The 24,382-nt window shown below is 67.7% G+C and carries 18 protein-coding genes and 3 pseudogenes; 4 read left to right on the top strand and 17 right to left on the bottom strand.

Annotated features, from left to right (window positions below; genetic code table 11):
* Window positions 1–5: 5 nt before the first annotated feature.
* Window positions 6–1,634: an IS200/IS605 family element transposase accessory protein TnpB gene (locus C1I97_RS00550; RefSeq protein ID WP_111001222.1), complete on the top strand. Its 1,629-nt coding sequence runs from the start codon at window positions 6–8 to the stop codon at window positions 1,632–1,634.
* Window positions 1,635–2,112: 478 nt separating this feature from the next.
* On the top strand, window positions 2,113–2,532 hold the full coding sequence (locus C1I97_RS00545; protein WP_146608122.1) for a hypothetical protein: 420 nt from the start codon (window positions 2,113–2,115) through the stop codon (window positions 2,530–2,532).
* A 4-nt stretch (window positions 2,533–2,536) separates the two neighbouring features.
* Here the strand turns inward: C1I97_RS00545 and C1I97_RS00540 are convergent, their stop codons facing one another.
* The 5 genes and pseudogenes from C1I97_RS00540 to C1I97_RS00520 all read right to left on the bottom strand — a co-directional run bounded on the left by C1I97_RS00540 (window position 2,537) and on the right by C1I97_RS00520 (window position 6,048).
* Window positions 2,537–2,725 (bottom strand): DUF397 domain-containing protein, encoded by a 189-nt coding sequence (locus C1I97_RS00540; RefSeq protein WP_111001220.1) that lies wholly within the window; start codon window positions 2,723–2,725, stop codon window positions 2,537–2,539.
* A pseudogene (locus C1I97_RS00535) lies at window positions 2,722–3,147 on the bottom strand (Scr1 family TA system antitoxin-like transcriptional regulator); the annotation flags it as partial. The gene C1I97_RS00540 and the pseudogene C1I97_RS00535, both read right to left, overlap by 4 nt.
* 224 nt (window positions 3,148–3,371) lie before the next feature.
* Window positions 3,372–4,727: an NADP-specific glutamate dehydrogenase gene (gene gdhA / locus C1I97_RS00530; protein ID WP_111001219.1), complete on the bottom strand. Its 1,356-nt coding sequence runs from the start codon at window positions 4,725–4,727 to the stop codon at window positions 3,372–3,374.
* Window positions 4,728–5,010: 283 nt separating this feature from the next.
* Complete coding sequence (locus C1I97_RS00525; protein WP_111001218.1) at window positions 5,011–5,349, bottom strand: hypothetical protein; 339 nt, start codon at window positions 5,347–5,349, stop codon at window positions 5,011–5,013.
* Between the two features lie 57 nt (window positions 5,350–5,406).
* On the bottom strand, window positions 5,407–6,048 hold the full coding sequence (locus tag C1I97_RS00520; RefSeq protein WP_146608121.1) for a PH domain-containing protein: 642 nt from the start codon (window positions 6,046–6,048) through the stop codon (window positions 5,407–5,409).
* Window positions 6,049–6,230: 182 nt separating this feature from the next.
* Between C1I97_RS00520 and C1I97_RS00515 the strand changes: the two are divergent.
* Together C1I97_RS00515 and C1I97_RS00510 are read left to right on the top strand one after the other, a co-directional pair.
* Window positions 6,231–6,707: pseudogene (locus tag C1I97_RS00515) on the top strand (RNA polymerase sigma factor); the annotation flags it as partial.
* A complete protein-coding gene (locus C1I97_RS00510) occupies window positions 6,704–7,399 on the top strand; it encodes a hypothetical protein (protein WP_111001215.1) in 696 nt (231 codons plus the stop codon). The pseudogene C1I97_RS00515 and the gene C1I97_RS00510, both read left to right, overlap by 4 nt.
* A gap of 107 nt (window positions 7,400–7,506) precedes the next feature.
* Here C1I97_RS00510 and C1I97_RS00505 read toward each other — a convergent pair whose 3' ends face one another.
* The 12 genes and pseudogenes from C1I97_RS00505 to rpsL form a co-directional block, all read right to left on the bottom strand.
* Window positions 7,507–8,310: an SAM-dependent methyltransferase gene (locus tag C1I97_RS00505; RefSeq protein ID WP_111001214.1), complete on the bottom strand. Its 804-nt coding sequence runs from the start codon at window positions 8,308–8,310 to the stop codon at window positions 7,507–7,509.
* 166 nt (window positions 8,311–8,476) lie between these two features.
* Window positions 8,477–8,989: a hypothetical protein gene (locus C1I97_RS00500; RefSeq protein WP_111001213.1), complete on the bottom strand. Its 513-nt coding sequence runs from the start codon at window positions 8,987–8,989 to the stop codon at window positions 8,477–8,479.
* Between the two features lie 172 nt (window positions 8,990–9,161).
* On the bottom strand, window positions 9,162–10,166 hold the full coding sequence (locus C1I97_RS00495) for a hypothetical protein (protein ID WP_111001212.1): 1,005 nt from the start codon (window positions 10,164–10,166) through the stop codon (window positions 9,162–9,164).
* A 60-nt stretch (window positions 10,167–10,226) separates the two neighbouring features.
* Entirely contained in the window at window positions 10,227–12,203 is a 1,977-nt protein-coding gene (locus C1I97_RS00490) for a DUF6571 family protein (protein WP_111001211.1), read from the bottom strand.
* A 171-nt stretch (window positions 12,204–12,374) separates the two neighbouring features.
* Window positions 12,375–13,616: a type VII secretion-associated serine protease mycosin gene (gene mycP, locus C1I97_RS00485; protein WP_111001210.1), complete on the bottom strand. Its 1,242-nt coding sequence runs from the start codon at window positions 13,614–13,616 to the stop codon at window positions 12,375–12,377.
* 1,606 nt (window positions 13,617–15,222) lie between these two features.
* Window positions 15,223–15,783 carry a hypothetical protein gene (locus C1I97_RS00475; protein WP_309147764.1) on the bottom strand — a complete coding sequence of 187 codons (561 nt, stop codon included), beginning with the start codon at window positions 15,781–15,783 and terminating at the stop codon, window positions 15,223–15,225.
* A gap of 118 nt (window positions 15,784–15,901) precedes the next feature.
* A pseudogene (locus tag C1I97_RS00470) lies at window positions 15,902–16,114 on the bottom strand (transposase); the annotation flags it as partial.
* A gap of 23 nt (window positions 16,115–16,137) precedes the next feature.
* Complete coding sequence (locus C1I97_RS00465) at window positions 16,138–19,161, bottom strand: glycosyl hydrolase 115 family protein (protein ID WP_111001206.1); 3,024 nt, start codon at window positions 19,159–19,161, stop codon at window positions 16,138–16,140.
* A gap of 183 nt (window positions 19,162–19,344) precedes the next feature.
* On the bottom strand, window positions 19,345–20,538 hold the full coding sequence (gene tuf, locus C1I97_RS00460) for an elongation factor Tu (RefSeq protein ID WP_111001205.1): 1,194 nt from the start codon (window positions 20,536–20,538) through the stop codon (window positions 19,345–19,347).
* A 156-nt stretch (window positions 20,539–20,694) separates the two neighbouring features.
* Window positions 20,695–22,821 carry an elongation factor G gene (gene fusA / locus C1I97_RS00455; RefSeq protein WP_111001204.1) on the bottom strand — a complete coding sequence of 709 codons (2,127 nt, stop codon included), beginning with the start codon at window positions 22,819–22,821 and terminating at the stop codon, window positions 20,695–20,697.
* Window positions 22,822–22,860: 39 nt separating this feature from the next.
* A complete protein-coding gene (gene rpsG / locus C1I97_RS00450; RefSeq protein WP_073951511.1) occupies window positions 22,861–23,331 on the bottom strand; it encodes a 30S ribosomal protein S7 in 471 nt (156 codons plus the stop codon).
* A 2-nt stretch (window positions 23,332–23,333) separates the two neighbouring features.
* On the bottom strand, window positions 23,334–23,705 hold the full coding sequence (gene rpsL / locus C1I97_RS00445; RefSeq protein ID WP_030422047.1) for a 30S ribosomal protein S12: 372 nt from the start codon (window positions 23,703–23,705) through the stop codon (window positions 23,334–23,336).
* Window positions 23,706–24,382 lie beyond the last annotated feature (677 nt).

Below are 24,382 nucleotides of genomic sequence, written 5' to 3'. Positions count from 1 at the left end.
GGGTAATGGGTGGGCTGCGGAAGGTGGCGGCGCCGTTCGTGGTGCCCGGCCCGCCCGGGGTGGCGGTCCGCTCCGGTCTCAAGGGTCTGACCGGGCAGGACGAGACGGTGCTGCGCCGGGTCGGCGGACTGCTCGGCTCGCTGGCCGCCGGTGACCTGAAGGCGCGCTGCGCGGCGGGCCTGAAGCACGACGGCGAGCAGTGGGCGCGGCGCAAGCGGGCGCTGACGGGGGAGTCGTCCGCGCGGTGGGCGGGCAGCATCACCAGGGCCACGCACGACCAGTGGGCTTTGGCGCGGCGCGGGCAGCTCGCCCACCTCCAGATTCTCCAGGCGGGTATCGAGGCGATCAGGCGTCGGCTCGCGCTGCCCCTCGGCGCCAAGGGCACCAAGAACGCGCCGGGCGGCTACCGCTCCCGGCGGGAGTGGTTCGCCAAGGCGCGGCGCCTGCACGTGCTGGAGGACCGGCTGGAGCGGGTGCGGGCCGACTTCGAGGCCGGGCGGGTGCACGTGGTGCGCGGCGGCAAGAAGCTGCTCCGCAACCGCCGGCATCTCGAAGCCGTTCAGTTGACCGAGGCGCAGTGGGGGCTGCGGTGGCGGGCCGAGCGCTGGTTCCTGCAGGCCGACGGCGAGTCCGGCAAGCGCTACGGCAACGAGACCATCCGCATCTCGCCGGAGGGGAAGGTGAGCATCAAACTCCCGACGCCGCTGGCTGGCCTGGCCAACGCGCCCCACGGCCGGTACGTGCTCGCCTGCCGGGCCCGCTTCCGCCACCGCGGCGAGCAGTGGGCCGACCGCGTCGCGGCGAACCGTGCGGTGGCCTACCGCCTCCACTACGACACCGGCCGAGGCCGCTGGTATGTGACCGCCTCCTGGCAGAACCCGCCGGTCAAGGCCGTGCCGCTGCAGGCCGTTCGGACGGGCGGGCTGGCCGGGGTGGATATGAACGCCGACCACCTGGCCGCCTGGCGCCTGGACGAGCACGGCAACCCAGTCGGCGGCCCCCGCCGCTTCGACTACGCCCTGACCGGCAGCGCACAGCACCGCGACGCGCAGGTGCGCCACGCCCTGATCCGCCTGCTGCACTGGGCCGCCCGCCACGGCCTGGCCCTCGCCATCGAGGACCTGGACTTTGCCGCGGAGAAGACCCGGGAGAAGCACGGCAGACGCAAACGCTTCCGGAAACTCATCAGCGGCCTGCCCGTGGCCAGGCTGCGCGCCCGGCTGGTGTCGATGGCCGCCGAACTCGGTGTGACCGTTGTCGCGGTCGACCCGGCCTACACCAGCCGCTGGGGCGCCCAGCACTGGCAAAAACCCCTCACCAGCCAGACACGCAAGCCTACCCGGCACGACGCTGCCGCCGTGGCGATCGGACGACGCGCCCTGGGACACCCGATCCGGCGACGGACGGCACCGCCCCCACACGACCGGAGCGATCGTGTGGGGCATCGGACCGTCCAGGCCGCGTCGGGTAGCCCGGGGCGTGAGGGACCCCGCCCCCGCCTTCCCGGACCACGGACACGATCCGCCGGCGCCGGATGCGGAGCGAAAGCGGGCGACCAGTGTGCCCACAACCGTTCGGGGCACGCGGCTGAGCACGAGTCCTGGCACCAGGACTCACTCCCGCTCAGTCTCTAGGAACGGTCTGGGAACGACGTCGAGGTTGGCGGAGACGGCCGGCGACTGCACGAACTGCTCGCCGAAATCTCCCTGGTGGCCGTGGTCACCCATGGGTGACGGCTCCAGCCGGGGGCGTTCCGGCCCGGATTCGGGAGGATGCGGACGCGCGCCCGGGACGCACGGCACTGCCTGCTGGGTCGCGTCGGACTGCGCGGGCTGCCCTCGGCCCTCCCCGCCTCTCGGCAGAGGGACGCTGTCCCGTCCACGGTGCGCCGGCCTGTCCTGCATCCACCCTCCATGCCACCGTTGGCAACCGACATGTCGCTCAGAGTATCCGTGGCGAGGTCCGGCCGGAAAGTGGCTGATCGCGTTCCGGGTCAAGGTGTCTGCCCGCCGGCACCCATAAGTGGCGGGCCGCGCGGGCGAGTTGGTGATCTTCGCGCTAGGGTCGGGCGCCGAGGACGGAAGCGCACACCGCGAATACTCGGGGGACGGGATGGCGGCAGCCGACGCGCAGGGCACCGGGGAGACGCCCGGGGCAACGGCACCCGGGGACGGGAACCGTGGGCACGAGAAGACACTCCGGGACGCGGACCGCATGGACAAGTGGTCGATCGCCTGGGTACTGGCCGCGCTGCTGATGTGGGGTCTCTTCGCGGTCCTGATGCTTGCCTCGGACAGCCCTGACGTCTCCGCCAACGGCCGGGGCTGCCAGGGTCCGCTGATCGCGGCACTCCCGGGGGAGGGCCCGGTCTGTGACGACGGGATGCGCCAGTGGCCGACGCTGCTGGGCATCCTGGTCCTGGCGCTCATCCCGACGGTCGTCGCCGCGGCGACGACGGTCTACGCCAAGCTGCTGGGCCGCCTGGCGACGGCGCTCGGCGAGCCGGCCGGGCGCGGGGACGCGAGCCGTTGAGCGGTCAGCTTTCCGAGGCGTACGCCACGAAGTGCGCCCAGGCGCCGGGGGCGAGGGCGAGCTGCGGGCCCTTGGTGTTCTTGGAGTCGCGGATGTGGATGGTGGTGGGGGTGGGGGCGACTTCGAGGCAGTCGTTGCCGTTGCTGCTGTCGCTGTAGCTGCTCTTGAACCAGTGGAGTTCCGGGGTGCTCATAGTTCTCCCAGCGTTTGCTCGATGAAGACCAGAGATTCCTCTGGCGTGAGCGCCTGAGCCCGGATGATGCCATAGCGTAGATCGAGGACGCGGAGCTGCCTGGGGTTCGAGACCGGGCGGCCGGAGAAGTCACCGTCGGTACGTCCCATCCCCGTACCGTCCGCGAACTTCAGCATTTGAATGCGGCCCTCCGTTCCTGGGTGGTTCGCGCGGGCGGTCGGCATCACCTGAAGCTCCAGCTCGTCCGGCGAGTAGGCCGGACGCCAGGTGCGAAGCAGCGCTCGCGCGTACTCCTCCGTCTGCAGCAGGCCATGGATGTTGTGGTTGCTGTACAGCAGCATCTCCACAGCCCGCCCCTCCACGTCCGCCAACTCCCGGATCTTCTTCGGATACCGGGCCTTTCTCATGTCCTCCCTGAAGGCCCTCCCCCGAAAGGAGCGTCGGGACCGCCTCGGGTCCTGCGTCATCCAGCAGGTACTCCCCTGGCATGACCCGAACATTCCATTCCTCCCCATGCACCTGCCTTCAGGTCCCCCGAGCCTTCCCGCCGCGAGCTCGTCGGGATCGCAGCAGCGGAAATGCGACGCCCCTGGCCGGAACGTGCTTTCGCCGTACCGACCAGGGGCTGCCCCAAGAGGTGAAGCGGTCAGATGACGCCCTGGGCGAGCATCGCGTCGGCGACCCGCTCGAAGCCGGCGATGTTCGCGCCGGTGACGTAGTCGCCGGGGGCGCCGTAGCGCTCGGCGGTCTCGTGGCAGGTGGTGTGGATGTCGCACATGATGAGGGCCAGCTCCCGCTCCACCTGGGCGGCCGTCCACGACGTACGGGAGTGGTTCTGGGCCATCTCCAGGGCGCTGACCGCCACCCCGCCCGCGTTCGCCGCCTTGCCGGGGCCGAAGGCGACCCCCGCGCGCTGGAGCAGGTGCACGGCCTCGGGCGTGGTCGGCATGTTCGCGCCCTCGGACACGGCCTTCACACCGTTGCGGATGAGCGTCTCGGCATCCTTCTCGTCGAGCTCGTTCTGCGTCGCGGACGGCAGCGCGATGTCGGCCGGGACCTCCCAGACCCGCCCGCCGGGCACGAACCGCGCGGAGGAGCCGCGGCGCTCGGCGTACTGGCTGATCCGGCCGCGCTCGACCTCCTTGACCTGCTTCAGCAGCCCGACGTCGATGCCCTTCTCGTCGATCACGTACCCGCTGGAGTCGGAGCAGGTCAGTGGGTTGGCACCGAGGGCGAGCAGCTTCTCGATGGTGTAGATCGCGACGTTCCCGGAGCCGGAGACGACCGCCGTCTGGCCGTCCAGTTCCTCGCCGCGCTCGCGCAGCATCGCCTCCGTGAACAGCACGTTCCCGTAGCCGGTCGCCTCGGGGCGGATCAGGGAGCCGCCCCAGTGGGCGCCCTTGCCGGTGAGCACGCCGGCCTCCCAGCGGTTGGTGATCCGCCGGTACTGGCCGAACAGGTAGCCGATCTCACGGGTGCCGACGCCGATGTCACCGGCGGGCACGTCGGTGTGCTCGCCGATGTGCCGGTACAGCTCCGTCATGAACGACTGGCAGAACCGCATGACCTCCGCGTCGCTGCGCCCGTGCGGGTCGAAGTCGCTGCCGCCCTTGCCGCCGCCGATGCCGAGCCCGGTCAGCGCGTTCTTGAAGACCTGCTCGAAGCCGAGGAACTTGATGATGCCGAGGTTCACGGACGTGTGGAAGCGCAGGCCGCCCTTGTACGGGCCGAGCGCGCTGTTGAACTCCACCCGGAACCCGCGGTTGACGTGTACCCGCCCCCGGTCGTCCTGCCAGGGCACCCGGAAGATGATCTGCCGCTCCGGCTCGCACAACCGCTCGACAAGCCCCGCCTCGGCATACTCCGGCCGGTCCGCGATCACCGGCCCCAGCGTCTCCAGCACCTCGTGAGCGGCCTGGTGGAACTCGGGCTGGGCAGGGTTGCGGTACTCGATCTCGGCGAGCAGGGAGGCGAGCGAGGCCTTCGTGTCGAGTCTCGTCACGGCGGACCCCTTTCTGGCACGACTGCCGGCACGAACCGGCGATGAAGCGCTAGGCGCCGTTGCCTCCGCGCAGGGACAGGGCCGTCCCGGGCATGGTCCATCCGGGAAACGGCCGACCCTTCAGTGTTACTCCTGTGTCAATGTACTGACCAGTGATCGATCACCAGGATTCCACCATGCGAGACGACCTAACCACAGACATGGGGACAAACCACCGCCAAGAGTACGGCGCTGAACGCCCCTGACGGCCGCCGGAGGCAAAGGTGTGACGAGGACGACTACGTCACGTCCCCGACGGTCCCGCCCCTCGGCGCGACTCGTCCCGGGCCTTGCCGGCAAGGACGGCGTGGACGACGAGCAGGGCCACGTACACGAAAATCAGAGCACTGCCGATGTACGAGGTGGAGGTCAGCGTGTCGGCGTCGGCACGGGCCAGCCGCGGGATCGTGTTGACCAGTACGCCCGCGTACAGCACGAGGCCCGCCACACCGAACAGCCGAACGGGACCGCGCTGTCTGCGGCGCAGCCAGGACGGAGTCCGGCCGACGCTCTGGGCCGCGACCAGCGGGAGCCAGAACACGGTGAAGACCATCAGCATGGTCCAGTTCAGATAGGGATTCACGCCTTCACATTCCTCGCTGCCGAGAGGGTGCTGGAGAGGTGGACACGGGCAGGTGTGTCAGCGGTGCAGGAATGCGGCCGCGACGTACAGCCCAGCGGCCAGGGCGACCGCCCAGCGGGCGAGTCCTGAGCCGATCAGCGCACGTTCGGCCTGCGCGGTGGGACGCAGGTGACTGTGCCGGGCCATGGCGGTCAGCGTGTCGGCCGCCGCCAGACCTCTCCTGCCGGAACGACGGACGACGCGGCTCAACCAGGGCGGCGAGAACAGCCCGACCATGGGCTCTTTCCCCGGTCTCTCCGGACCGAAGAACTCCAGCTGCCCGTCGTGCCGCATCTCCACACGGCTGATCGTCGACCACGACAGGAACCGTGTGGACCACAGGCGGCGTATGTACACGCCGTCCCGGTCGGCGGTGATCCGCCACAGCGCCAGCCAGCTGCACAGCCAGCCGACGATCAGGGAGGACCACAGCGCGGAGATCAGGGGACCCGGCTGCGGATGCGCCAGGCTCGCCCCGGCGGGGAGATCAGCCAGTACCACGAACACGACGCACCAGACCGCCGCCGTCGCCCTTGCGCCCCACCCGGCCCCCCACACCAGCGGCACCTCCGGCGCCACCATCGTCTCGGCGAGCCTCTCGACCCGCTCACGGCGCTCCCGCCGTGCTTCCCGCCGCCGCTCAGACCGGTCCGTCCTCATCCCCACCGCTTCCCACCCCGCTCCAACTGCCGCCTCACCGTAGCGACAACGACCGACGCGAGACAGTCGGCACCGGAAGGTGTGGTGCAAGGAAGTGCCGGGCTCATGACATGTGGGGGGTGTGAACGACATCCAGACCGCGATCGACCGGGGAGCGCGCCGCACGGTTCACGGCCCTCTACACCCGTGACCATCCGCGCGTGTCCGCCTTCGTGCACCGGCGCGTCGGTGACCGCGGCACGGCGGAGGAGCTGACGGCCGAGGTCTTCCGGATCGCGTGGGAACGCACCCTCGGCGGCGAGGAGGTGAGCACCGGCTGGCTGTTCGTCACCGCACGGAACCTGCTGAGCAACCACCACCGGGCGACGGCCCGGCTGACCGAGCTCCACCGGCGCATCACCGACGAGCTGGACCGCGCTCCCGCTTCCGGGGAGGACTCCGCGGTCCTCGAGACCCTGGAACGGCTTCCCGTACGGCACCGGGACGTACTGCTCCTGCGCTACTGGGACGGACTCAGCACGTCCGAAACGGCCGAGGTCCTCGGATGCAGTGCGCCGGCGGTCTGGGTCCGGCTGCACCGCGCCCGGGAGGCGTTCCGCGGCACCTACACCTCACCCGCCCACCTCGCACGCGAGGGCTCACCCGAGGAGTCGTCATGATCAACGTCAAATCCCTTGTCACACGGGCGAATCCGCTTCCGGACACGGCGCCGGACAATCTGTCGGCGCGCGCCTCCGAGGAACTGACCGCTCCGCTCGGAAGCACGCCCGTGACACGGCGCGAGGCGCGGGAGGGGCGCGGTACGCGGGAGGGGCGCAGGCCCCGGGGGACGTCCCGGCGCGGAGTCCTCGCGGGCGCCGTCGCCTGCACGGCGGCCGCGGTGGTCGCGGTGGTCACGGGGTCCGTCTTCTTCGCCCTCGACGCCCCGAAGGCCCCCGAGGGCGTAGAACAGCTCGCGGACGAGCCGGATTACGGAACGACCGCCGAGCTGGAGAACGTGGCGGACCTGATCGTCCGGGTACGGCTGAGCGCGGGGCGCGAGGAACCCGTCGACGGCATCGTCATGACCGTCGCCACGGCTCAGGTGACGGCAACCGCCAAGGGGGGCGACTCCTCCGACCGGAGCATCGAAGTCCTCTACCCGACTCCCGGTTTCAGCTCCGAGACGGCCGACCTCACCGCGGGAAAGGAGTACGTCCTGCTGCTCGGCACACTGGACGGCGAACGCTTCACCCTGGTCAACACGGCACAGGGCGCGTACCGGGTCGAGAACGGCCACGCGGTGGCGTCCGACGTCAACGACGTCGCCCTGAGCCCCGGCGTGCTCCAGGCACTGCGCCTGACCCCCTGACACCGGCGCGCGGGCACGACACGCCCGCACACCGGGAAGCGGGGCCTACCGCCGAACAGCACGGAGCGGCTACAACGGAAGCGTTGCTCAGTGAAAGGCAGGAGCTCCTACTCCTTCAGGCCCACCGCCCCGACGGCGTGGCCCTGCTCGTGAGCGATGTCCGCCGTGCCCGGGTCCGGACGCCAGTCGGCGGACCGGACCAGGCCCGGCTCGATCAGGCGCAGCCCCTGCAAGAAGCTCCCGATGTGCTCGGGCGAGCGCAGATGGTACGAGTTGGCGGACTGGGCGTTGTACGCCTCGATGGCCGTCTTGAGCTTCTCGCTGGTGTCCGTGCCGTCGCTCAGGGCCACGTAACTGCCCCGCGGCAGGGCATCGACCAGCTCGGCCACGATCCGCTCGGGCTGCTCGTCGTCCGGGAGCTGCCCCATGATGCCGAGCAGGATCAGGCCGACGGGCCGGTCGAAGTCCAGCGTGCGCGCCGCCTGAGCGAGGATCTTCTGCGGATCGCGCACATCGGCGTCGAGGTAGACACACTCTCCTTCCGGCGTACTGCGCAACAGCGCATCGGCGTGGGCCAGGACGAGCGGGTCGTTGTCCACGTAGACGACCTTGCTTTGGGGTGCGATGCCCTGGGCGACCTCGTGGGTGTTGTTGGCGGTGGGCAGCCCGGTACCGATGTCGAGGAACTGACGGATCCCGGCCTCGCGCGTCAGGAACCGCACCGCTCGCACCAGGAAGCTCCGCTGCAGCCGCGCGATGGCCGCGATTTCGGGAAACGCCCGGAGGATCGCGTCACCGACCTCGCCGTCCGCCGGGTAGTGGTCCTTCCCGCCGAGAAGGTAGTTCCACACACGCGCCGAGTGGGGCCGATCGGTCTGCAGCCTGCCGACCAGGTCGCTTGAGTCAGCCATGGGCAAAGCATGGCACAAAGTAACGTTCCGTGTGATCAACTCCCATGCAGCCGACTGTCGTTGTCCACCAGCCACATCCCCGAGTGACGCCATCCAGCATCGTGTGGAGCCGGCCGGCGGCGTCCAGCACGAGCGGCGCGTGGTCCGCGTGCCGGTCCGGTCGGCCTCACAACTTGCCGAAGACCAGTCCGCGCCAGATCCAGCCCGACTTGAGGACGGCGTCCCGCAAGGGGTTCCGCAGCTCCGCGGCGTCGAAGCGGAAAGTCTCCGTCGCTTCGAGGCGGCCGCTCTCCCCGCGATCGATCGTCCAGTGACGTGAGATGGTCCTGTCGGGTCCGCGCGAGTACTGCGACGAAGTCGCAAGTCGCGGCGGATTCCCGACCCGGGGCACCTCCCATTGCTCCTCAATGGCGCGGACCTCGCGGACCTCCTGGACCAAGCGCATCCTGATCCGGACAGCGCGAGTCAGCTGGGACTCGATGAACAGGGTCTGCCAGGCAGGCTCCGTCATCCGCCACTCCGCAACCAGGTCTGCGCCATCCGCGGTGCCGTCGCGGACGAGGTACGGCACATCGGGCCGGTTGAGGCCGAGCAGAACTGCCCGCACCTCCTCGGCCGGTCCTGGCACGACACCGCGGGCGGGGTGCTTGGTTCCGGTCAGCTTGTCGAGCAGTCCCATGGATTCCACCTATGAGGGATCAGATTGCTGCTACAAGATCTGCCGCCTTGAGCTACGGCCGAAGTCCGTGAGAGGCGTCCCCGGACCCTTGAGGCAAATGGCACGGACCGTGGACAGCACGAAAAATCCGGCCGGGCGGCGCTTATATTCCCGCCGCCCGGCGGTTTCAGACTCACTCGTCGAGCTGGCGAAGCGCGCTGCTGTGACCGTAATGTGCACTGTTGCGTGAGTCGTTCATCAAGGAGTCCGAGAGTTCCTGTCCAAGACCCAGACCCGCACTCCAGGTCCGGACCATCTCCGTACCTTGGGCTTCGAAAAGCTCGAGCGCGCCGCGTGAGCTGCTGTCGGTCCGAAGTTTTTGCTTCCAGGACGCGACAAGGTGGCCAGCAGGATCTTTGCTGTACGCGGGCACGATCGCTGCGTTCTTCGTCAGGTGCGCGAGGACGTCGCGGTCCCAACTCTTGGCATCACCTCCTCCCTCCCGTGCTTTCTCGGCCACGGCGTCGAGGGTGCCCAACACTCTTGCGGAGAGCTTGGAAAGAAGGGACAGTCCACCCTTTCCAGCAGCATGGGGTGTCTCTGCGAACTGATCAGCGATTTCCCGCGTAATGGAGTCACGCACTGTGGCATAGGCGACAGGATTTCCGGAGATCGCACGGATCACCTGGCGCATGGATTCCACCGACACCGACATATGCACACCATCCTCGTCCTGCCATGGAGATGTCGATGATGTGTCCCTGCGTATGTAGTCAATATTCACCGAAGTGAGTATCTGATCCACGTCCGCCGCATAGTCGGCCAGCGCCTGTGAAAAAGGGAGGGCCAGGTCGGCATCGATTTCACCAGATTTCTCGCTGGTCCGGTCACTCATCACCGCCAGCATATTCTGCATCGACTGCGCCTGCTTTAGGGAATGCTCACCGGCCGTGAATCCCGTGGTTACTCGTTTGATGGCAGTTCCCAGCTGCGCACAAGTGAGACCCTGCCGGTATTCAGCCCCCAGGGCCTTCCGCACCCGGTTGTCGTCCAGGAGGTCCCTGCAGTCGCTGCCCCCGCCGACCGAGTCAACGTACAACCATGTTCCGACACCGCCGACCGCAACCAGGAGGCAGACGACACCGGCGGCAAGATTCAAGGGGATCCGCCTGAATGACTGTGGTGTCTGTTGAGCCATGGTTTTCCTCGTCGCTGTCTAGAGAATAGATGATCAGTTCAAGCCGATGTGTCTGCGAGGTCAGTTCGACGTGTCTGCCAGGTATTTCTCTGCTGTACCGACACCTCTGTCGTGCCCCTGGAGAGCCGCCGTCGTGAGATCCTGCACCCGGCCCTTTGCGTTCTGATTGTTCATGTCGACGTCGGATCTCCCTTCGGCCCAGCCGTTGATCAGCAGCGGCATGTGTTTATTCGCAGAAAGGAATATATCAGCAACTTTGGCATTCGCCTCGGCGTCCGCCTGCGCTTTCCATTGGTTGGACATTTCCCAGGTGACCATATCGACTCCGCGCTGCAAAGCGTCACCATAAGCAATTGCCACACCCCCTGTGGTGAAATAAAGAGGAGTGAGGGCCCCACCAACAACGTGATAAGCGACTTTCGCCTTCCAGTCGGCTTCCGCATGTTTCTCCGTGCGGATGTCGTTGATAACATCCTCTTGTATTGCAGCATAGGTACCGCGAACAGCCCCGAAGTTCTCGAATTTGCGCTCGAGGTCATGATTGAGGGCGCCCTGCGGTAGCTTGTCCAGCTCATAGTTGATGTGGCGGTCCTCTGCCTTCTGAAGAGTTGCAAAGGCTTCGGGATCCTCAGACAGCCCACGCATGACCTGAACGAGCTCTTTTGGATCAGCCGCCAAGTGTGCTCCGTGCGCGTCGACGAAGTGACCCTTGTCGCCTGAAGCTCTCACGTAATCTACGTCGACTCCGGCCAGGGTCTGATGTGTATCCGACGCGTACTCGCCCAATGCTGCGGCAATCGGCTGCCGTAGCATCGGAGACACGGGCGCGTCAGTACCCGAGGTTGGCGCGAGCTGGCCGATGATGCCTGACATGACGCGGGCTTGCGCGGAGTTGTGAACAGCCTCCGGCCACGGGTCCCGCCCGCCGACGAGCGGGGGGTGCCCCGTAGCCGCGGCTTCCAGGGCCAGGCCCAGTCCGGCCTTGCTGAATGGGTTCTCGAAAACGGTCACCGAATAGCCAGTGCCCACATGCTTCGGCCAGTCCCGTGTGCCGTCTCCACTGCCGAGGAGGTAGTGCAGGTGATCGTTGTCGACGTGATCAGCGCCGGCGCCGTTGCCCTTCGGGTCGAAGAAGGCTGTGGCAGCGTCGGGATTCTTACTCATGACGCCGAGAAGACCGTCGAGCGCGTCTGCTTGGATTCCTTTGTGGCCGGGACCCCACGTGGTGAAGATGCCGGGCACCTTCTTCTCGGCCGCGATCAGGTCATCACCCATCTGGCACAGGAACTGGTCGTCGTACTTGACGTCACTGTGCTCCATCATGCCGACGAACGACTGGTAACCGTACAACGGGTTCGTGTTGGACCCGTAATTCTTGGTGCCGTACTTTTCCAGGCCCTGCGTCCACTCCCGGTAGAACCGTCCGTCGTCGCTGGCCAGCCAGGCCTTGAACTTTGAGGACCCCGGAGGCATGTCAGCAACGGAGCCCGGCACTTGGGTGGCCTTCGCGACGGTGTTGGCGAGCCCGCCCTGCAGGTCCATGTACACATTCTTGTGGCTCTTGTCGGAGTCGAAGGCAAGATGGTTCAACTCGTTGGTGAACTTGATCACCCCGTCCGGCCCCAACCCGTTGAGGAAGGTCTGGCTGAACGCCTTGTCGCCTGAGTTGTCCCGCAGGGCACGCTGCAGTTCGGCGAGATCGGCGGCGGACACCTTCTCACCGTTCGTGATCCGCTTGGCGATGTCCTCGGCTTCCTGCGCCTCGTACTTCTCGATGTCGCCCTGGGCCTTGCCGTTGAAACCGTTGGTGGTGCCGTCCGTCGTGTCGGAGTCGACCACCACGGCGTTGAAGGCGACCTCGACCCCCGCGTCGGCGTCACCCACGGCCTTCACCAGCTGGTCGATGCGCTGCTGCCAGGAGCCGACGGCCTTGCGGACGCTTTCCTGGTAGTCGGGATCGTGGTGCAGTGCGCTGAGTTCGCTCGTGCTCAACTTCCCGGTGTCGTAGGAGACCGCGCCCTGGTCCGAGACCTTCATGCCCTTTTCATGTGGCGCTCTCCTGCATCCGCTGTCACGACCCTCTACCCTCGTCGGTTCGGTTGGCCTGTGCCTGTCACGCTAGCAACCAGTCTGAGTCACACGGTGGTTACCCTTGGGCCTCGGCGCTTCCGGGTGAGGATCGGGTCCCTCACCGGACAGAGAAAGAGATCAGAAAACGTTGGTCCGCCGGCGCCTCACGACAGTGAAGGCCGCCGCGGTGCCACCGAGCAGCAGAACAGCGCCGGCACCGAGGCCGACCCACAGGATGCCGTTGCCGTCGTCACGCTTGGCGGACGCAGCGGCAGCGGCGGCCTCACCCTTTGACGCGTCGGCATCCCTGCTCGGTACCTCGGTGGGCCTCGGCGACGCGGAGGGCGATGCCGCGGCTGCCAGGTCCGGGAGCGGATAGACGTCCGCCGGACCGGGGTCACCTGGGTCCTGCAGGGCGATGCGCGGGCGGACGATGCCGTAGCCGATGGAGTCGTTGCGCTTGGCGCCGTCCGTGGGGGCGCCGATGGTGTTGAGCATGACGCGCAGGACCTGGTTGTTGGTCCAGTCCGGGTGTTTGGACCAGATCAGGGCGGCGCTGGCGGAGGCGAGGGCGGTGGCGTCGCTGGTGCCGTGTCCCCTGCAAAGGCCGGTCTTCCCTCCGCAGGCAGCGACCATGTCCTCGCCAGGAGCTGCCATGTCGACCTGATGGCCGAACCCAGATTCCTTGGTCCTTCGAAGGTCCTTGCCGACTGCTGCCACACCCACCACCCCAGGGGTGGATGCCGGGTATTCGACCGGGTTGTCTTTATCACCGTCATTTCCTACAGCGGCAAAGACGAGCGAACCGTGGGAGAGGGCATACGCTACTGCGGAAGTGAGCTCAGGAGAATTGAGTCGCGCACCCATGGAGATGTTGATGACCTGGGCGCCGGAGTCTGTCGCATAGCGAATGGCCCGGCTGAAGTAGGAAGGGCCGGCAAAGCCGTTGATGTCGTTCTGGGCAGGCATACGGACAGGGAGAATCTTGACTCCTGGTGCAAGACCGAACGCCCCGCGTCCCCCGCCGAACGCGCCTGTACCAGCGATGAGACCAGCCATTCCCGTGCCATGGCCGTCGTAGTCCGTATGTTCATCGCCGGCACGCGTTGCGGGAGCGAGGTCCTTTCCGTCAAGTACCTGCCCCTTCAGGTCAGGGTTGTTTGGATCGACCCCTGTGTCGATCACAGCAACTGTGATGCCCTTGCCTGTGCTCGTTCGCCACATGTCCTCCGCGTGCATGGCGTCCAGGTGCCATTGCTGGGAACGCGTGGAGTCGGCGTGAGCCTGCGTGGCTGAACCGCCCGCCAGCAGTACGCTGACGGCCATCGTGGCCACGACACGGAACACCCTGTGCCGCTTGTTGACCGTGGGCATGCGCATGCTCTCGTGTCCCCTGATCGTCAGTCGCCGGACGGCGGTTCGCTTCGGCGGTCGGTCCTCCGCTTCTTGTTTCGCTGCCGAGCGCGACTCGTCGATTCGCTCGGCGCACCGCGAACAGCACCCCGTGAGCCCGCCTCACTGGGCACTCCGCCCGAGATTCCTCCTCGTGTCGGTGCTGAGGGGAGCTGTGCACCGGGTCGCATCGGACTACGGCCTACTTGCTGCGGAGTGCCACCGACGATGCCATCACGCGGTGTGGACGCAGCGCGCCCGGCGGTGGGTCCAGCAGTCCGAGTCACCGGCTGTGCTGTCGCTCCGATATTCGGCAAGCGGCTGACCGAACCTGAACCAGTCCCAAGCGGGCCAGCAAGCGGGGTTCCAGGTACCCGACCCGCCGACCGGCCGATGGCAGCGGGTGCACCCGGTCGTCCACCGACGATTCCCGAACCGGATGGACCACCGCGTCCAGCTGCAGGGCCCTGGCTCGAGACAGCCCGGCCGACGGTCCCAGCGGGACCTGGCAGGTTGCGGCCACTGGCAGGACCGCCTCCAGTCACTCCACCAGCGCTAGTAGGCCCGTTGGGCCTTTGCCCTGGCTGGGTGGGCAAGCGCCCTCCGCCAACTGACTTCTCGGGTCCTCCTGAAGCAGAAGGCATCCGTGCAGAACCACGCGGGATCGGAGGAACTGGCCCACTCATCGGCGGCAAAGTGCCTGTATCCGGACGTGCGGTCGCTGGAGGCCCTCCCGTGGGGCCCGTGCCAGGCTGATGAACTCCTGGTGGTGCGGACACCGAGTCAATGCCGACATGTGTCACAGGCTCAACCGCCGGCGGACGCACATCATTCGGAAGAGAACCGCTTGGGGGTTGACTCGGATCAATCCCGGGTGCCGCTGGGCTGTGAGGTGCAGTTCTTGCGTTGCCAGCAATTCCGGCGGCAGGGACAGGAGTAATGCCTCCGCCTCCTGCACCACGGGGGATCACATCTCCGGGGCGATCCAGGTCCTCGGATGAGCGGTGTGGCTCCGGCGGCTTGATCGCATCCGGCGGCGGCGGGAACTTGGGGCGTTCCAAGTCGTCCATCTGTGCCGTGGAGAGTTTGTACGACTGGCCCAGTTTGCGCATCTGGGCCGCCGCCTCCAGGCGGACCTTCTCCCGGTCGGCCTCCAGGGCGGCGAGCTCGCTCTCCGACTTGGTACGGATCGCCGCCGCGTCCGGGTCGTTGCGGGCCGCCACCGCCGCGGCCAGGTTCGCCTGCGCCCCCTTGGTGTCGCGGGGGATCGACGCCTGCGCCGTGGCGATCGCGTTCGACGCCTGGCCCAGCCACTTCGCCGCACCCTCACTGAAGTCACCCAGCCGAAGCGCGGAGTTGGCCAGATCGTTGGCCCACGTACGGAACGCCTCCGCGCCCTCGCCCTTCCACGCCACCCACTGCGGGCGGACCTTCAGCTCCTCGGCGATCTTCCGGATCTCCTCGGCCGCCGTCGTCAGGCGGTCCGCGGCCGCCTGCACCTCTCCCGCGTTCGCCCGGTCCAGCCACGCCAGCATCTGCTCATGGCTCATGCTCTCGAAGGACGTACCGCCACCGCTGCCCCTGCCACCCGCCATCAGATCGCTCCTCCCGCGTCGCCCGCCGACGGCTGCGCCGGCTCGGCGACCCCGTCGCCGTCCCGGCTCTTCTGCGGCAGCGACGGGTCATAGCTCCCGCCGTAGTGCTTCGTCGTCTCCGCGCTGATCGCCGCCATCCGGTTCCGCACGTCCACGTCGATGTTCGCGTAGCCCTTGTGCGAGGCCAGGACCGCGATGCCCATGCCCTCCATCGAGTCCGACAGCAGCTTCGACAGCGTCTCCAGCTCGCTGATCACCGTCTCGTACGCCGCGTACAGACCGGCCGCCTCGGCCCACGACCCGTCACCGCCGCCGAACTGGTACCGGGCGAGCTGGGACTCCCCCACCTTGCCCGGACCGGCCTCCGAACCCTTCAGATCGCGGACCAGATCGTCCACCCGCTTCCGGAACTTCGTGAACGAAGACAGCTCCGTGGCCACATCGGCCATGGCCCCGGCAGCGACACCGGCCACACCGGACAGGCCGGGCACGCCGGACAAGCCGACCAGGCCGGCCACCAGCGGCATCAGCGGTGCATCGGTCCCAGCTTCATCCGACAAGTCAACGTCCTCCCCCGTGAGTTCGTTAAGCAGAAGCCCTGTCAGTGACACAACTCTAGTCACGTCCACTGTCAGTGCTGAACCGGGTTACGGGGTTCCTTGCAGAAAGCCCCGGCGTTCACGCCGGGGATGAATGCATCTCAGGACTACTCTGACGTGCACCTTGGAGCGGGCGTTTCTGCTGCTCGATGTACTGGCGGACGGTCGCCAGCGGCGCTCCGCCGCACGAGGCGGAGAGATACGAGGGCGACCACAGGGGCCCGTGCATGACGGCGCGGTTGGTCCGGCCGGTGAACTCCTGCCGTATTCGGACGATCCGGGCCGGAATCCCTGGACTTCAGGCCAGGGAGCACGTCAAAGCCGCTTGCTCTCCAGCGGTCCCAGATACGTCTCCGGCAGGCCGCCCGTGTCGATCAGCAGGCGTTGGAGGATCACCGTCGGGTCCACCGCCCAGAACTTCAGGCGGTGGACGCCCGTGCGGGTGAGCGTGTGCCTCGTTGCCGTGCGGTTGACGTTGTCGGAGGTGTTCCGGGCCCACTGGGTGTTCAGCAGGCCGTCGTCCGCGCCCTCGTTGATGTCGACCGTCTGCGGCTCCGCCTCGTCGAAGGAGAGCGCGTAGCGCAGGTTGCCGGTCGGGAGGGACGGGTTCCGGGGAGACAGCTCCGTCCATACCGTCACCGGCCATGGGGTCATCCCCGACGTCGTACGGCCGATGCCGTCCAGCCGGCGCCACTGCCCCACCGCGCGGTCGTGGTGCTCCGCGTCGATCGCCACGTAGCCGCCCGCCTCGACGAAGCCCCGCAGGGACCGGCGTGACGGGTTCTCCGCCGTGCAGGTGACCGTCACCGTCCTTCCCGCGCCCGAGATCGTCAGGTCCGCCTTCGCGCCGCCGGGCGGCACCCTTCGCCAGTCCGCCCGGACCTCCACCCGGACCTGCTTCTCCACCCGGCCCCGAGTGCGGCCGACCCGCAGCCACGGGGCCGAGGTCGTGATGCGGTACTCGAAGGGGGTGCGGCCCCGGTTGAAGATCTCCACGTACTGCTGCGGGCGGGTCTGGTACGGGCTGAACACCGGCAGTGTCGCCCCGGTCGTCGCTCCGCCCGGCCACCAGCTTCCCGTGTCCTCCGCGCCGTCCACCGAGACGCCCAGTCCGGCGGCGCTCGGCAGTTCGATCCGCTTCACCGCCGGGAACAGTTCGTCCGGCAGGGCCACGTTGTCCTTCTCCGGCTGTTGCCAGCCGGCGTTCGGGCCGTAGCGGTCCACGTCGCCGTAGCCGATGTGGGGCTGGGTCTGGAAGCCGTTCCACTTGCCGCCCGCCACCTCGTGGTGGAAGCGGTCGGCGAGGGCGAAGTCCCGTTCCAGGTCCGTTTCCGCCTCCGTCGCACGGTCGTTGGTCGCCGCGCGGCCCTGTCGTGCGTAGAGGAGGTTGGTGAACTCGGCCTGTCTCAGGGCGTAGAGGTTCGCGGTGGCCTCCACCTCGTAGCCGACCAGCTCGAACCAGGCGTCCTGGGTGCGGGCGGGCAGCCTGCGCGCTATGCGGTTCGCCTTCCGCGCCAGGGTCTTCCATTCCTCCGTGACCCGCTCCAGCTCGCGGTGGGCGAAGTGGAACGGCGTCTGCTCGTCGTCGTAGACGATCTCGCCGTCGCGGAGGGTGATGCGGCGGTTGAGCAGTTCGGGTTTGCGGCGGGCCTGGAGGCGGCCGTAGGTCGCCAAGACCTCCGCGACCGGGGCGGCGGCCGCCTCGCCGAAGTTCTGGCGGGCGTAGCGGCGTTCCCATTCGTCCAGGCTGTCGAAGGGCCGTCTGTCCGGGTTCCAGGCGTAGTCCAGGAAGAACTCCGTGGGGAGTTCGTTGCCCTTCAGGTCTCCCACGTTGGCCACCCACAGGCCGTGGTTGCCGTAGGCGTGGGCCTGGTGGAGCTGCTCCCAGACGTTGCGGAGGTTCGCCGTGTCGACCCACTTGTAGTTGCGGCCGGCGCCCACGTAGTCGAAGTGGTAGTACAGGCCGTAGCCTCCGGGCCGGGCGGCCTCCGCGGGGTCGGGGTGCTTGCGGATGTTGCCCCAGTTGTCGTCGGTCAGGACGACCGTGACGTCGTCGGGGGCGCGCAGGCCGCGGTCCCAGTAGCGCTGCACCTCCTTGTAGAGGGTCCAGACCTGCGGTGTTTCGGCGGCCGGCCTGCCGGTGACCTCCTCGATGATGCGGCGCTGCTCGGTGATGATCTCCTGCATCAGCTCGATGCCGTCGCCGTCCGGGAGGCTGGTGTCGCCGTTTCCCCGCATGCCCAGGGTGACGACGCCCTCGAAGCCCTGGTCCACCATGCGCTGGATGCCGGCCCGCCAGTACGCCTTGACCGCGTCGGCGTTGCGGCGGTACGACCACTCGCCGTTGCCGCCGTAGGGGTCGCTGCCCGCGCTCGCATGGCGGTTCCACTCCTCGATGCCGCGCATCATGGGGGCCTCGTGGGAGGTGCCCATGACGATGCCGTACTCCGAGGCCCGTCGGTGGTTCTCCGGGTCGTCCTCGGCGAAGGCGCGGCCCCACACCGCCGGCCAGAGGTAGTTGCCCTTCAGGCGGAGCAGGAGTTCGAACACCTTGGCGTAGAAGTCGGCGTTGAAGCCTCCGGGGTGGCCCGAGGCCTTTCCCGGGCCGAAGTACTCCGGCGCCCAGGTGCCCAGCGCCGGGTTCTCGTCGTTGATGAAGATGCCGCGGTACTTCACCGTCGGCGTGCCCTGCGTGTGGCGGCCCGGCAGGATCCAGACGCGGTGCCTGCGCACCGGTGGCACGTCGTCCCACCAGTACCAGGGCGAGACGCCGATGCCGTACGAGACGTCGTACGCCCCGAAGATCGTGCCGCGCGGGTCGCTGCCCGCGATGACGAGTGCGCGCTCCACCCCTGGCATCGGGTGGTCCACCACCGCCTGGAGCGACGTCTCCCAGCGGCCGCGCACGCCGGTGACGTCCAGTTTCCCCGACTTCACCAGGCCGTCGATCAGCGGGCTGCGGCCCACCGTCCCCACCAGGACGGCGTTGCGCGCGAGGGTGCGGCCCGGGCGGACGCCCGTGACCCGTTCGATGTCCTCGCGCAGGTCCCCTGCCGCCCGTACGACCCCGGGGTGGTCGTCGGCGCCGACCACGACGGGGGCGCCCACCAGGGAGAAGGAGCCCGGCCTCGGCTCGTGGGGCGCGAAGGAGACGTACGCCCCCGGGTCCGTCACCCGCGGACCTCCGCCGCTCCCGCTCCCGGCCGCCGCCCACGCGGCGCCCGACGCACCCGGCGTACCCGACGCACCCGGCGTACCCGGCGCCCCCGGCGACGGCACCGGCACCGCGGCGAGGCCCGCGGCACCCAGGACGGCTCTCCGGCTGACGTGCGCAGACATGGCACACCCCTCCCACTCGAATTTGGTTAGCGGCATGACAAATGGTGGGTGAGTGGTTCGCGGGGAACCAGGGGTCGTACGCGTCGAATAGTTTCGTAACACGAAAGGGCCCGTACGACCGAGGTCGTACGGGCCCTCTCAGGTGCTCGCAGCGGAGCTACCGGATCACATGATCCTCAAGACTTACTTGATGATCTTGGTGACCTGGCCGGCGCCCACCGTGCGGCCACCCTCGCGGATGGCGAACTTCAGGCCCTCTTCCATGGCGACGGGCTGGATGAGCTCCACCTTCATCTCGGTGTTGTCACCCGGCATGACCATCTCGGTGCCCTCGGGGAGGGTCACCACGCCGGTCACGTCCGTCGTGCGGAAGTAGAACTGCGGGCGGTAGTTGTTGAAGAACGGGGTGTGGCGGCCACCCTCGTCCTTCGACAGGATGTAGGCCTGGGCCTGGAACTCGGTGTGCGGGGTGACCGAGCCCGGCTTGATGATGACCTGGCCGCGCTCGACGTCCTCGCGCTTGATGCCGCGGAGCAGCAGACCGACGTTCTCACCGGCCTGGCCCTCGTCGAGCAGCTTGCGGAACATCTCGATGCCGGTGACCGTGGTGGTGGTCTTCTCCTGCTTGATGCCGATGATGTCGACGGTCTCGTTGACCTTGAGGACACCACGCTCGATGCGGCCGGTGACGACCGTACCGCGACCGGTGATGGTGAAGACGTCCTCGATCGGCATCAGGAACGGCTTGTCGATGTCGCGCTCCGGCTCCGGAATCGACTCGTCGACGGCCTTCATCAGGGTGAGGACCGACTCGACCCACTGCTGCTCGCCCTCGAGGGCCTTCAGCGCGGAGACCCTGACGACCGGAAGGTCGTCGCCCGGGAACTCGTACTCGGTGAGGAGCTCACGGACCTCGAGCTCGACGAGCTCCAGGATCTCCTCGTCGTCCACCATGTCGGCCTTGTTCAGGGCGACCACGATGTACGGCACGCCGACCTGGCGGGCCAGGAGCACGTGCTCCTTGGTCTGCGGCATCGGACCGTCGGTGGCGGCGACCACCAGGATCGCGCCGTCCATCTGGGCGGCACCGGTGATCATGTTCTTGATGTAGTCCGCGTGACCCGGGCAGTCGACGTGGGCGTAGTGACGCGCCTCGGTCTGGTACTCGACGTGCGAGATCGAGATGGTGATACCGCGCTGACGCTCTTCGGGGGCCTTGTCGATGTTGTCGAACGGGGTGGCCTGGTTGAGCTCCGGGTACGCGTCGTGCAGCACCTTGGTAATGGCGGCCGTGAGGGTCGTCTTACCGTGGTCGATGTGACCGATGGTGCCGATGTTGACGTGCGGCTTAGTCCGCTCGAACTTCGCCTTCGCCACTGGGGTCCTCCTGTGGAGTGGTTCTGTACGCCTTACTTCATCGGCGCCAGGTGATCTTTGCTGGATGGCCCGGATCTCCGGGGCATTCCACCACGATTGCGGCGGAATGCCCCGTGAGGCTCCGGAGTCAAGCCTAAAGGCTGGAACTCGGCTGAGTTACTCGCCCTTGGCCTTCGCGATGATCTCCTCGGCGACGTTCCGCGGAACCTCGGCGTAGGAGTCGAACTGCATCGAGTAGCTTGCGCGACCCGAGGTCTTGCTGCGGAGGTCTCCGACGTAGCCGAACATCTCCGAGAGGGGCACGAGGCCCTTCACGACGCGGGCACCCGCCCGCTCCTCCATGGCCTGGATCTGGCCACGGCGGGAGTTGATGTCACCGATGACCTCGCCCATGTAGTCCTCGGGCGTGGTGACCTCGACGGCCATCATCGGCTCGAGGAGAACCGGGCTGGCCTTGCGCGCGGCCTCCTTGAAGGCCTGCGAACCGGCGATCTTGAACGCGAGCTCGGAGGAGTCCACCTCGTGGTAGCCACCGTCGAGCAGCGTGACGCGGACGCCCGTCATCTCGTAACCGGCGAGGATGCCGAACTGCATGGCCTCCTGGCAGCCGGCGTCGACCGAGGGGATGTACTCCTTCGGGACGCGACCACCGGTCACCTTGTTCACGAACTCGTACGAGGTGTCGCCACCCTCGAGCGGCTCGATCGAGATCTGCACCTTGGCGAACTGACCGGTACCACCGGTCTGCTTCTTGTGGGTGTAGTCCACACGCTCGACGGCCTTGCGGATCGTCTCACGGTACGCGACCTGCGGCTTGCCGACGTTGGCCTCGACCTTGAACTCACGGCGCATGCGGTCGACCAGCACCTCGAGGTGCAGCTCGCCCATACCGCCGATGATGGTCTGGCCGGTCTCCTCGTCCGAGTGAACCTGGAAGGACGGGTCCTCCTCGGCCAGGCGCTGGATCGCGACGCCCAGCTTCTCCTGGTCGCCCTTCGACTTGGGCTCGATGGCGACCTGGATGACCGGCGCCGGGAAGTCCATGGACTCCAGGATCACCGGCTGCTTGTCGTCGGACAGCGTCTCACCGGTGGTGGTCTGCTTCAGGCCCATGACGGCGACGATGTCGCCGGCGGTCACCGACTCGATCTCCTCACGCTTGTTGGCGTGCATGCGGTAGATCTTGCCGATGCGCTCCTTCTTGCCCTTGACGGAGTTCAGCACCTGGGTGCCGGACGTCAGGCGGCCGGAGTACACGCGGACGAAGGTGAGCTTGCCCAGGTGCGGGTCGCTCATGATCTTGAACGCGAGGGCGGAGAGCGGCTCGTCCACGGACGGCTTGCGCTTGATGACCTCGTCCGTGTTGCCCACGGCGTGGCCCTCGATGGCCTCGACGTCGAGCGGCGTGGGGAGGTAGCGCACGACCGCGTCGAGCAGGGGCTGAACGCCCTTGTTCTTGAACGCGGTGCCACAGAACACCGGAGTGATCGTGGTCTCGCTGGACTTGCCGGACGCGATGGTGATGCGACGGATCGCGGCGTACAGCTGCTCCTCGGTGGGCTCCTGGCCCTCCAGGTACAGCTCCATGATCTCTTCGTCGTTCTCGGCGACGGCCTCGATCAGCTTGCCGCGCCACTCCTCGGCGGCCTCGGTGTGGGTGTCCGGGATGTCGATGGTCTCGTACATCTCGCCCTTGGAGGCCTCGGCGGACCACACCAGGGCCTTCATGCGGACCAGGTCCACGACGCCCCGGAAGTCCGCCTCGGCACCGATCGGCAGCTGCATGACCAGCGGCTGCGCACCCAGGCGGTCCTTGATCATGTCGACACAGCGGTGGAACTCGGCACCGGTGCGGTCGAGCTTGTTCACGAAGCAGATGCGCGGGACGCCGTAGCGGTCCGCCTGACGCCACACCGTCTCGGACTGGGGCTCGACGCCGGCAACGCCGTCGAACACCGTCACGGCACCGTCGAGCACGCGCAGGGAGCGCTCCACCTCTACGGTGAAGTCGACGTGGCCCGGCGTGTCGATGATGTTGATGGTGTAGTCGACGTCCTCCAGCGGCCAGTGGCAGGTGGTGGCAGCAGAGGTGATCGTGATGCCACGCTCCTGCTCCTGCTCCATCCAGTCCATCGTGGCGGAACCCTCGTGGGTCTCACCGAGCTTGTAGGACACACCGGTGTAGAACAGGATCCGCTCGGTGGTGGTCGTCTTGCCCGCGTCGATGTGGGCCATGATCCCGATGTTGCGGACCTTGGCCAGGTCAAGTGAAGTGGTAGCCATAAGGCTTCAGTCTTCTCTCGGTTCTCGTCGGGGAAGCGACTACCAGCGGTAGTGCGCGAAGGCCTTGTTGGACTCGGCCATCTTGTGGGTGTCCTCACGCTTCTTCACAGCGGCGCCGAGGCCGTTGGAGGCGTCGAGGAGCTCGTTGAGCAGACGCTCGGTCATGGTCTTCTCGCGGCGGGCGCGGGAGTAACCGACCAGCCAGCGCAGCGCCAGGGTGTTGGCACGGCCGGGCTTGACCTCGATCGGCACCTGGTAGGTGGCGCCACCGACACGGCGGGACTTGACCTCGAGGGTCGGCTTGATGTTGTCGAGAGCGCGCTTGAGCGTGATGATCGGGTCGTTGCCGGTCTTCTCGCGCAGGCCCTCCATGGCGCCGTAGACGATGCGCTCGGCGGTGGAGCGCTTGCCGTTCAGCAGCACCTTGTTGATCAGGGAGGTCACCAGAGGAGAGCCGTAGACCGGGTCGATGATGACCGGGCGCTTCGGGGCGGGGCCCTTACGAGGCATTCTTACTTCTCCTTCTTGGCGCCGTAGCGGCTGCGGGCCTGCTTGCGGTTCTTGACACCCTGGGTGTCGAGGGAACCGCGGATGATCTTGTAGCGAACACCCGGCAGGTCCTTCACACGGCCGCCGCGCACGAGCACGATGGAGTGCTCCTGCAGGTTGTGTCCCTCACCCGGAATGTAGGCCGTGACCTCGATGCCGCTGGTCAGACGCACACGCGCGACCTTGCGGAGGGCCGAGTTCGGCTTCTTCGGGGTGGTCGTGAACACACGCGTGCAGACGCCGCGGCGCTGGGGCGAACCCTCGAGTGCCGGCGTCTTGTTCTTGTCGACCTTGTCCTGCCGGCCCTTGCGGACCAGCTGCTGGATCGTAGGCACTACTTCTCCGGTTTCTGTGTGCCGATGGGTACAGCTAACCTGGAACGTCACCGACCCACGCGGTCGGGTGTGTCGAATCCCGCAGACTCCCACCGCATGGCAGAAAAAGGCGCAGATTACGGTGGCCGTCAACGGCTCCCTGTGCGGTGTGAAGGCACGCACGAAAGCCAGGGCACACCCCAGGCACAAGGTCTGAGCGTACCTACCTCATTCGCTGTGGTCAAAACAAATGGGCGCCGCCCGCCTAGTTCCGCGTACTTTGTCAAGCCCCTGTACGCTCTGCGATCTTCGTATCCACGGATCACGGTCCCCGGATACGGCAATTCCCGCACGTCAGCCCGTTGCCACGGTGTGGAACGCCGGGATTCGCGGCTCTCCCCACGCCGGCGGAATCGCCACCTGCGCGACGCGCCCCGGAGCGTCGGCGGGTGCGCCTGGACGGACCCGGTCCGGGCGTGCGGGACGCACGCGGCGCCCGCCGGACCGCCGCCCGCGCGGTGCACGTGATCCAGGCGTACGGCACGCGCGCGTACCAGCCCGGTCACACGACCGCCACCACGACCGCCCGCGGCAGCGGACCGCCACCCGGACGGCCTGCTCGCGCCGGAGCACCCGCGGGCACGCCGTCCGGCGACCACGCCCCCGGGGCAGACGGGATGCGCGAGCGCCGCCGTCAG

The organism is Streptomyces sp. NTH33 (assembly GCF_003236365.1).
GTDB lineage: Bacteria > Actinomycetota > Actinomycetes > Streptomycetales > Streptomycetaceae > Streptomyces.
The sequence above is the reverse complement of the archived record's forward strand: the minus strand, read 5'-3'. Positions and strand labels throughout refer to the sequence as shown.

Excerpts from the sequence above, each read along its gene's own strand:
- C1I97_RS00505 (WP_111001214.1), bottom strand. The coding sequence starts at position 8,310 with ATGGCTGACTCAAGCGACCTGGTCGGCAGGCTGCAGACCGATCGGCCC.
- C1I97_RS00510 (WP_111001215.1), top strand. The coding sequence starts at position 6,704 with ATGATCAACGTCAAATCCCTTGTCACACGGGCGAATCCGCTTCCGGAC.
- C1I97_RS00495 (WP_111001212.1), bottom strand. The coding sequence starts at position 10,166 with ATGGCTCAACAGACACCACAGTCATTCAGGCGGATCCCCTTGAATCTT.
- C1I97_RS00520 (WP_146608121.1), bottom strand. The coding sequence starts at position 6,048 with ATGAGGACGGACCGGTCTGAGCGGCGGCGGGAAGCACGGCGGGAGCGC.
- mycP (WP_111001210.1), bottom strand. The coding sequence starts at position 13,616 with ATGCGCATGCCCACGGTCAACAAGCGGCACAGGGTGTTCCGTGTCGTG.
- C1I97_RS00465 (WP_111001206.1), bottom strand. The coding sequence starts at position 19,161 with ATGTCTGCGCACGTCAGCCGGAGAGCCGTCCTGGGTGCCGCGGGCCTC.
- C1I97_RS00490 (WP_111001211.1), bottom strand. The coding sequence starts at position 12,203 with ATGAAGGTCTCGGACCAGGGCGCGGTCTCCTACGACACCGGGAAGTTG.
- rpsG (WP_073951511.1), bottom strand. The coding sequence starts at position 23,331 with ATGCCTCGTAAGGGCCCCGCCCCGAAGCGCCCGGTCATCATCGACCCG.
- C1I97_RS00545 (WP_146608122.1), top strand. The coding sequence starts at position 2,113 with ATGGCGGCAGCCGACGCGCAGGGCACCGGGGAGACGCCCGGGGCAACG.
- C1I97_RS00540 (WP_111001220.1), bottom strand. The coding sequence starts at position 2,725 with ATGAGCACCCCGGAACTCCACTGGTTCAAGAGCAGCTACAGCGACAGC.
- C1I97_RS00500 (WP_111001213.1), bottom strand. The coding sequence starts at position 8,989 with ATGGGACTGCTCGACAAGCTGACCGGAACCAAGCACCCCGCCCGCGGT.
- C1I97_RS00550 (WP_111001222.1), top strand. The coding sequence starts at position 6 with ATGGGTGGGCTGCGGAAGGTGGCGGCGCCGTTCGTGGTGCCCGGCCCG.
- fusA (WP_111001204.1), bottom strand. The coding sequence starts at position 22,821 with ATGGCTACCACTTCACTTGACCTGGCCAAGGTCCGCAACATCGGGATC.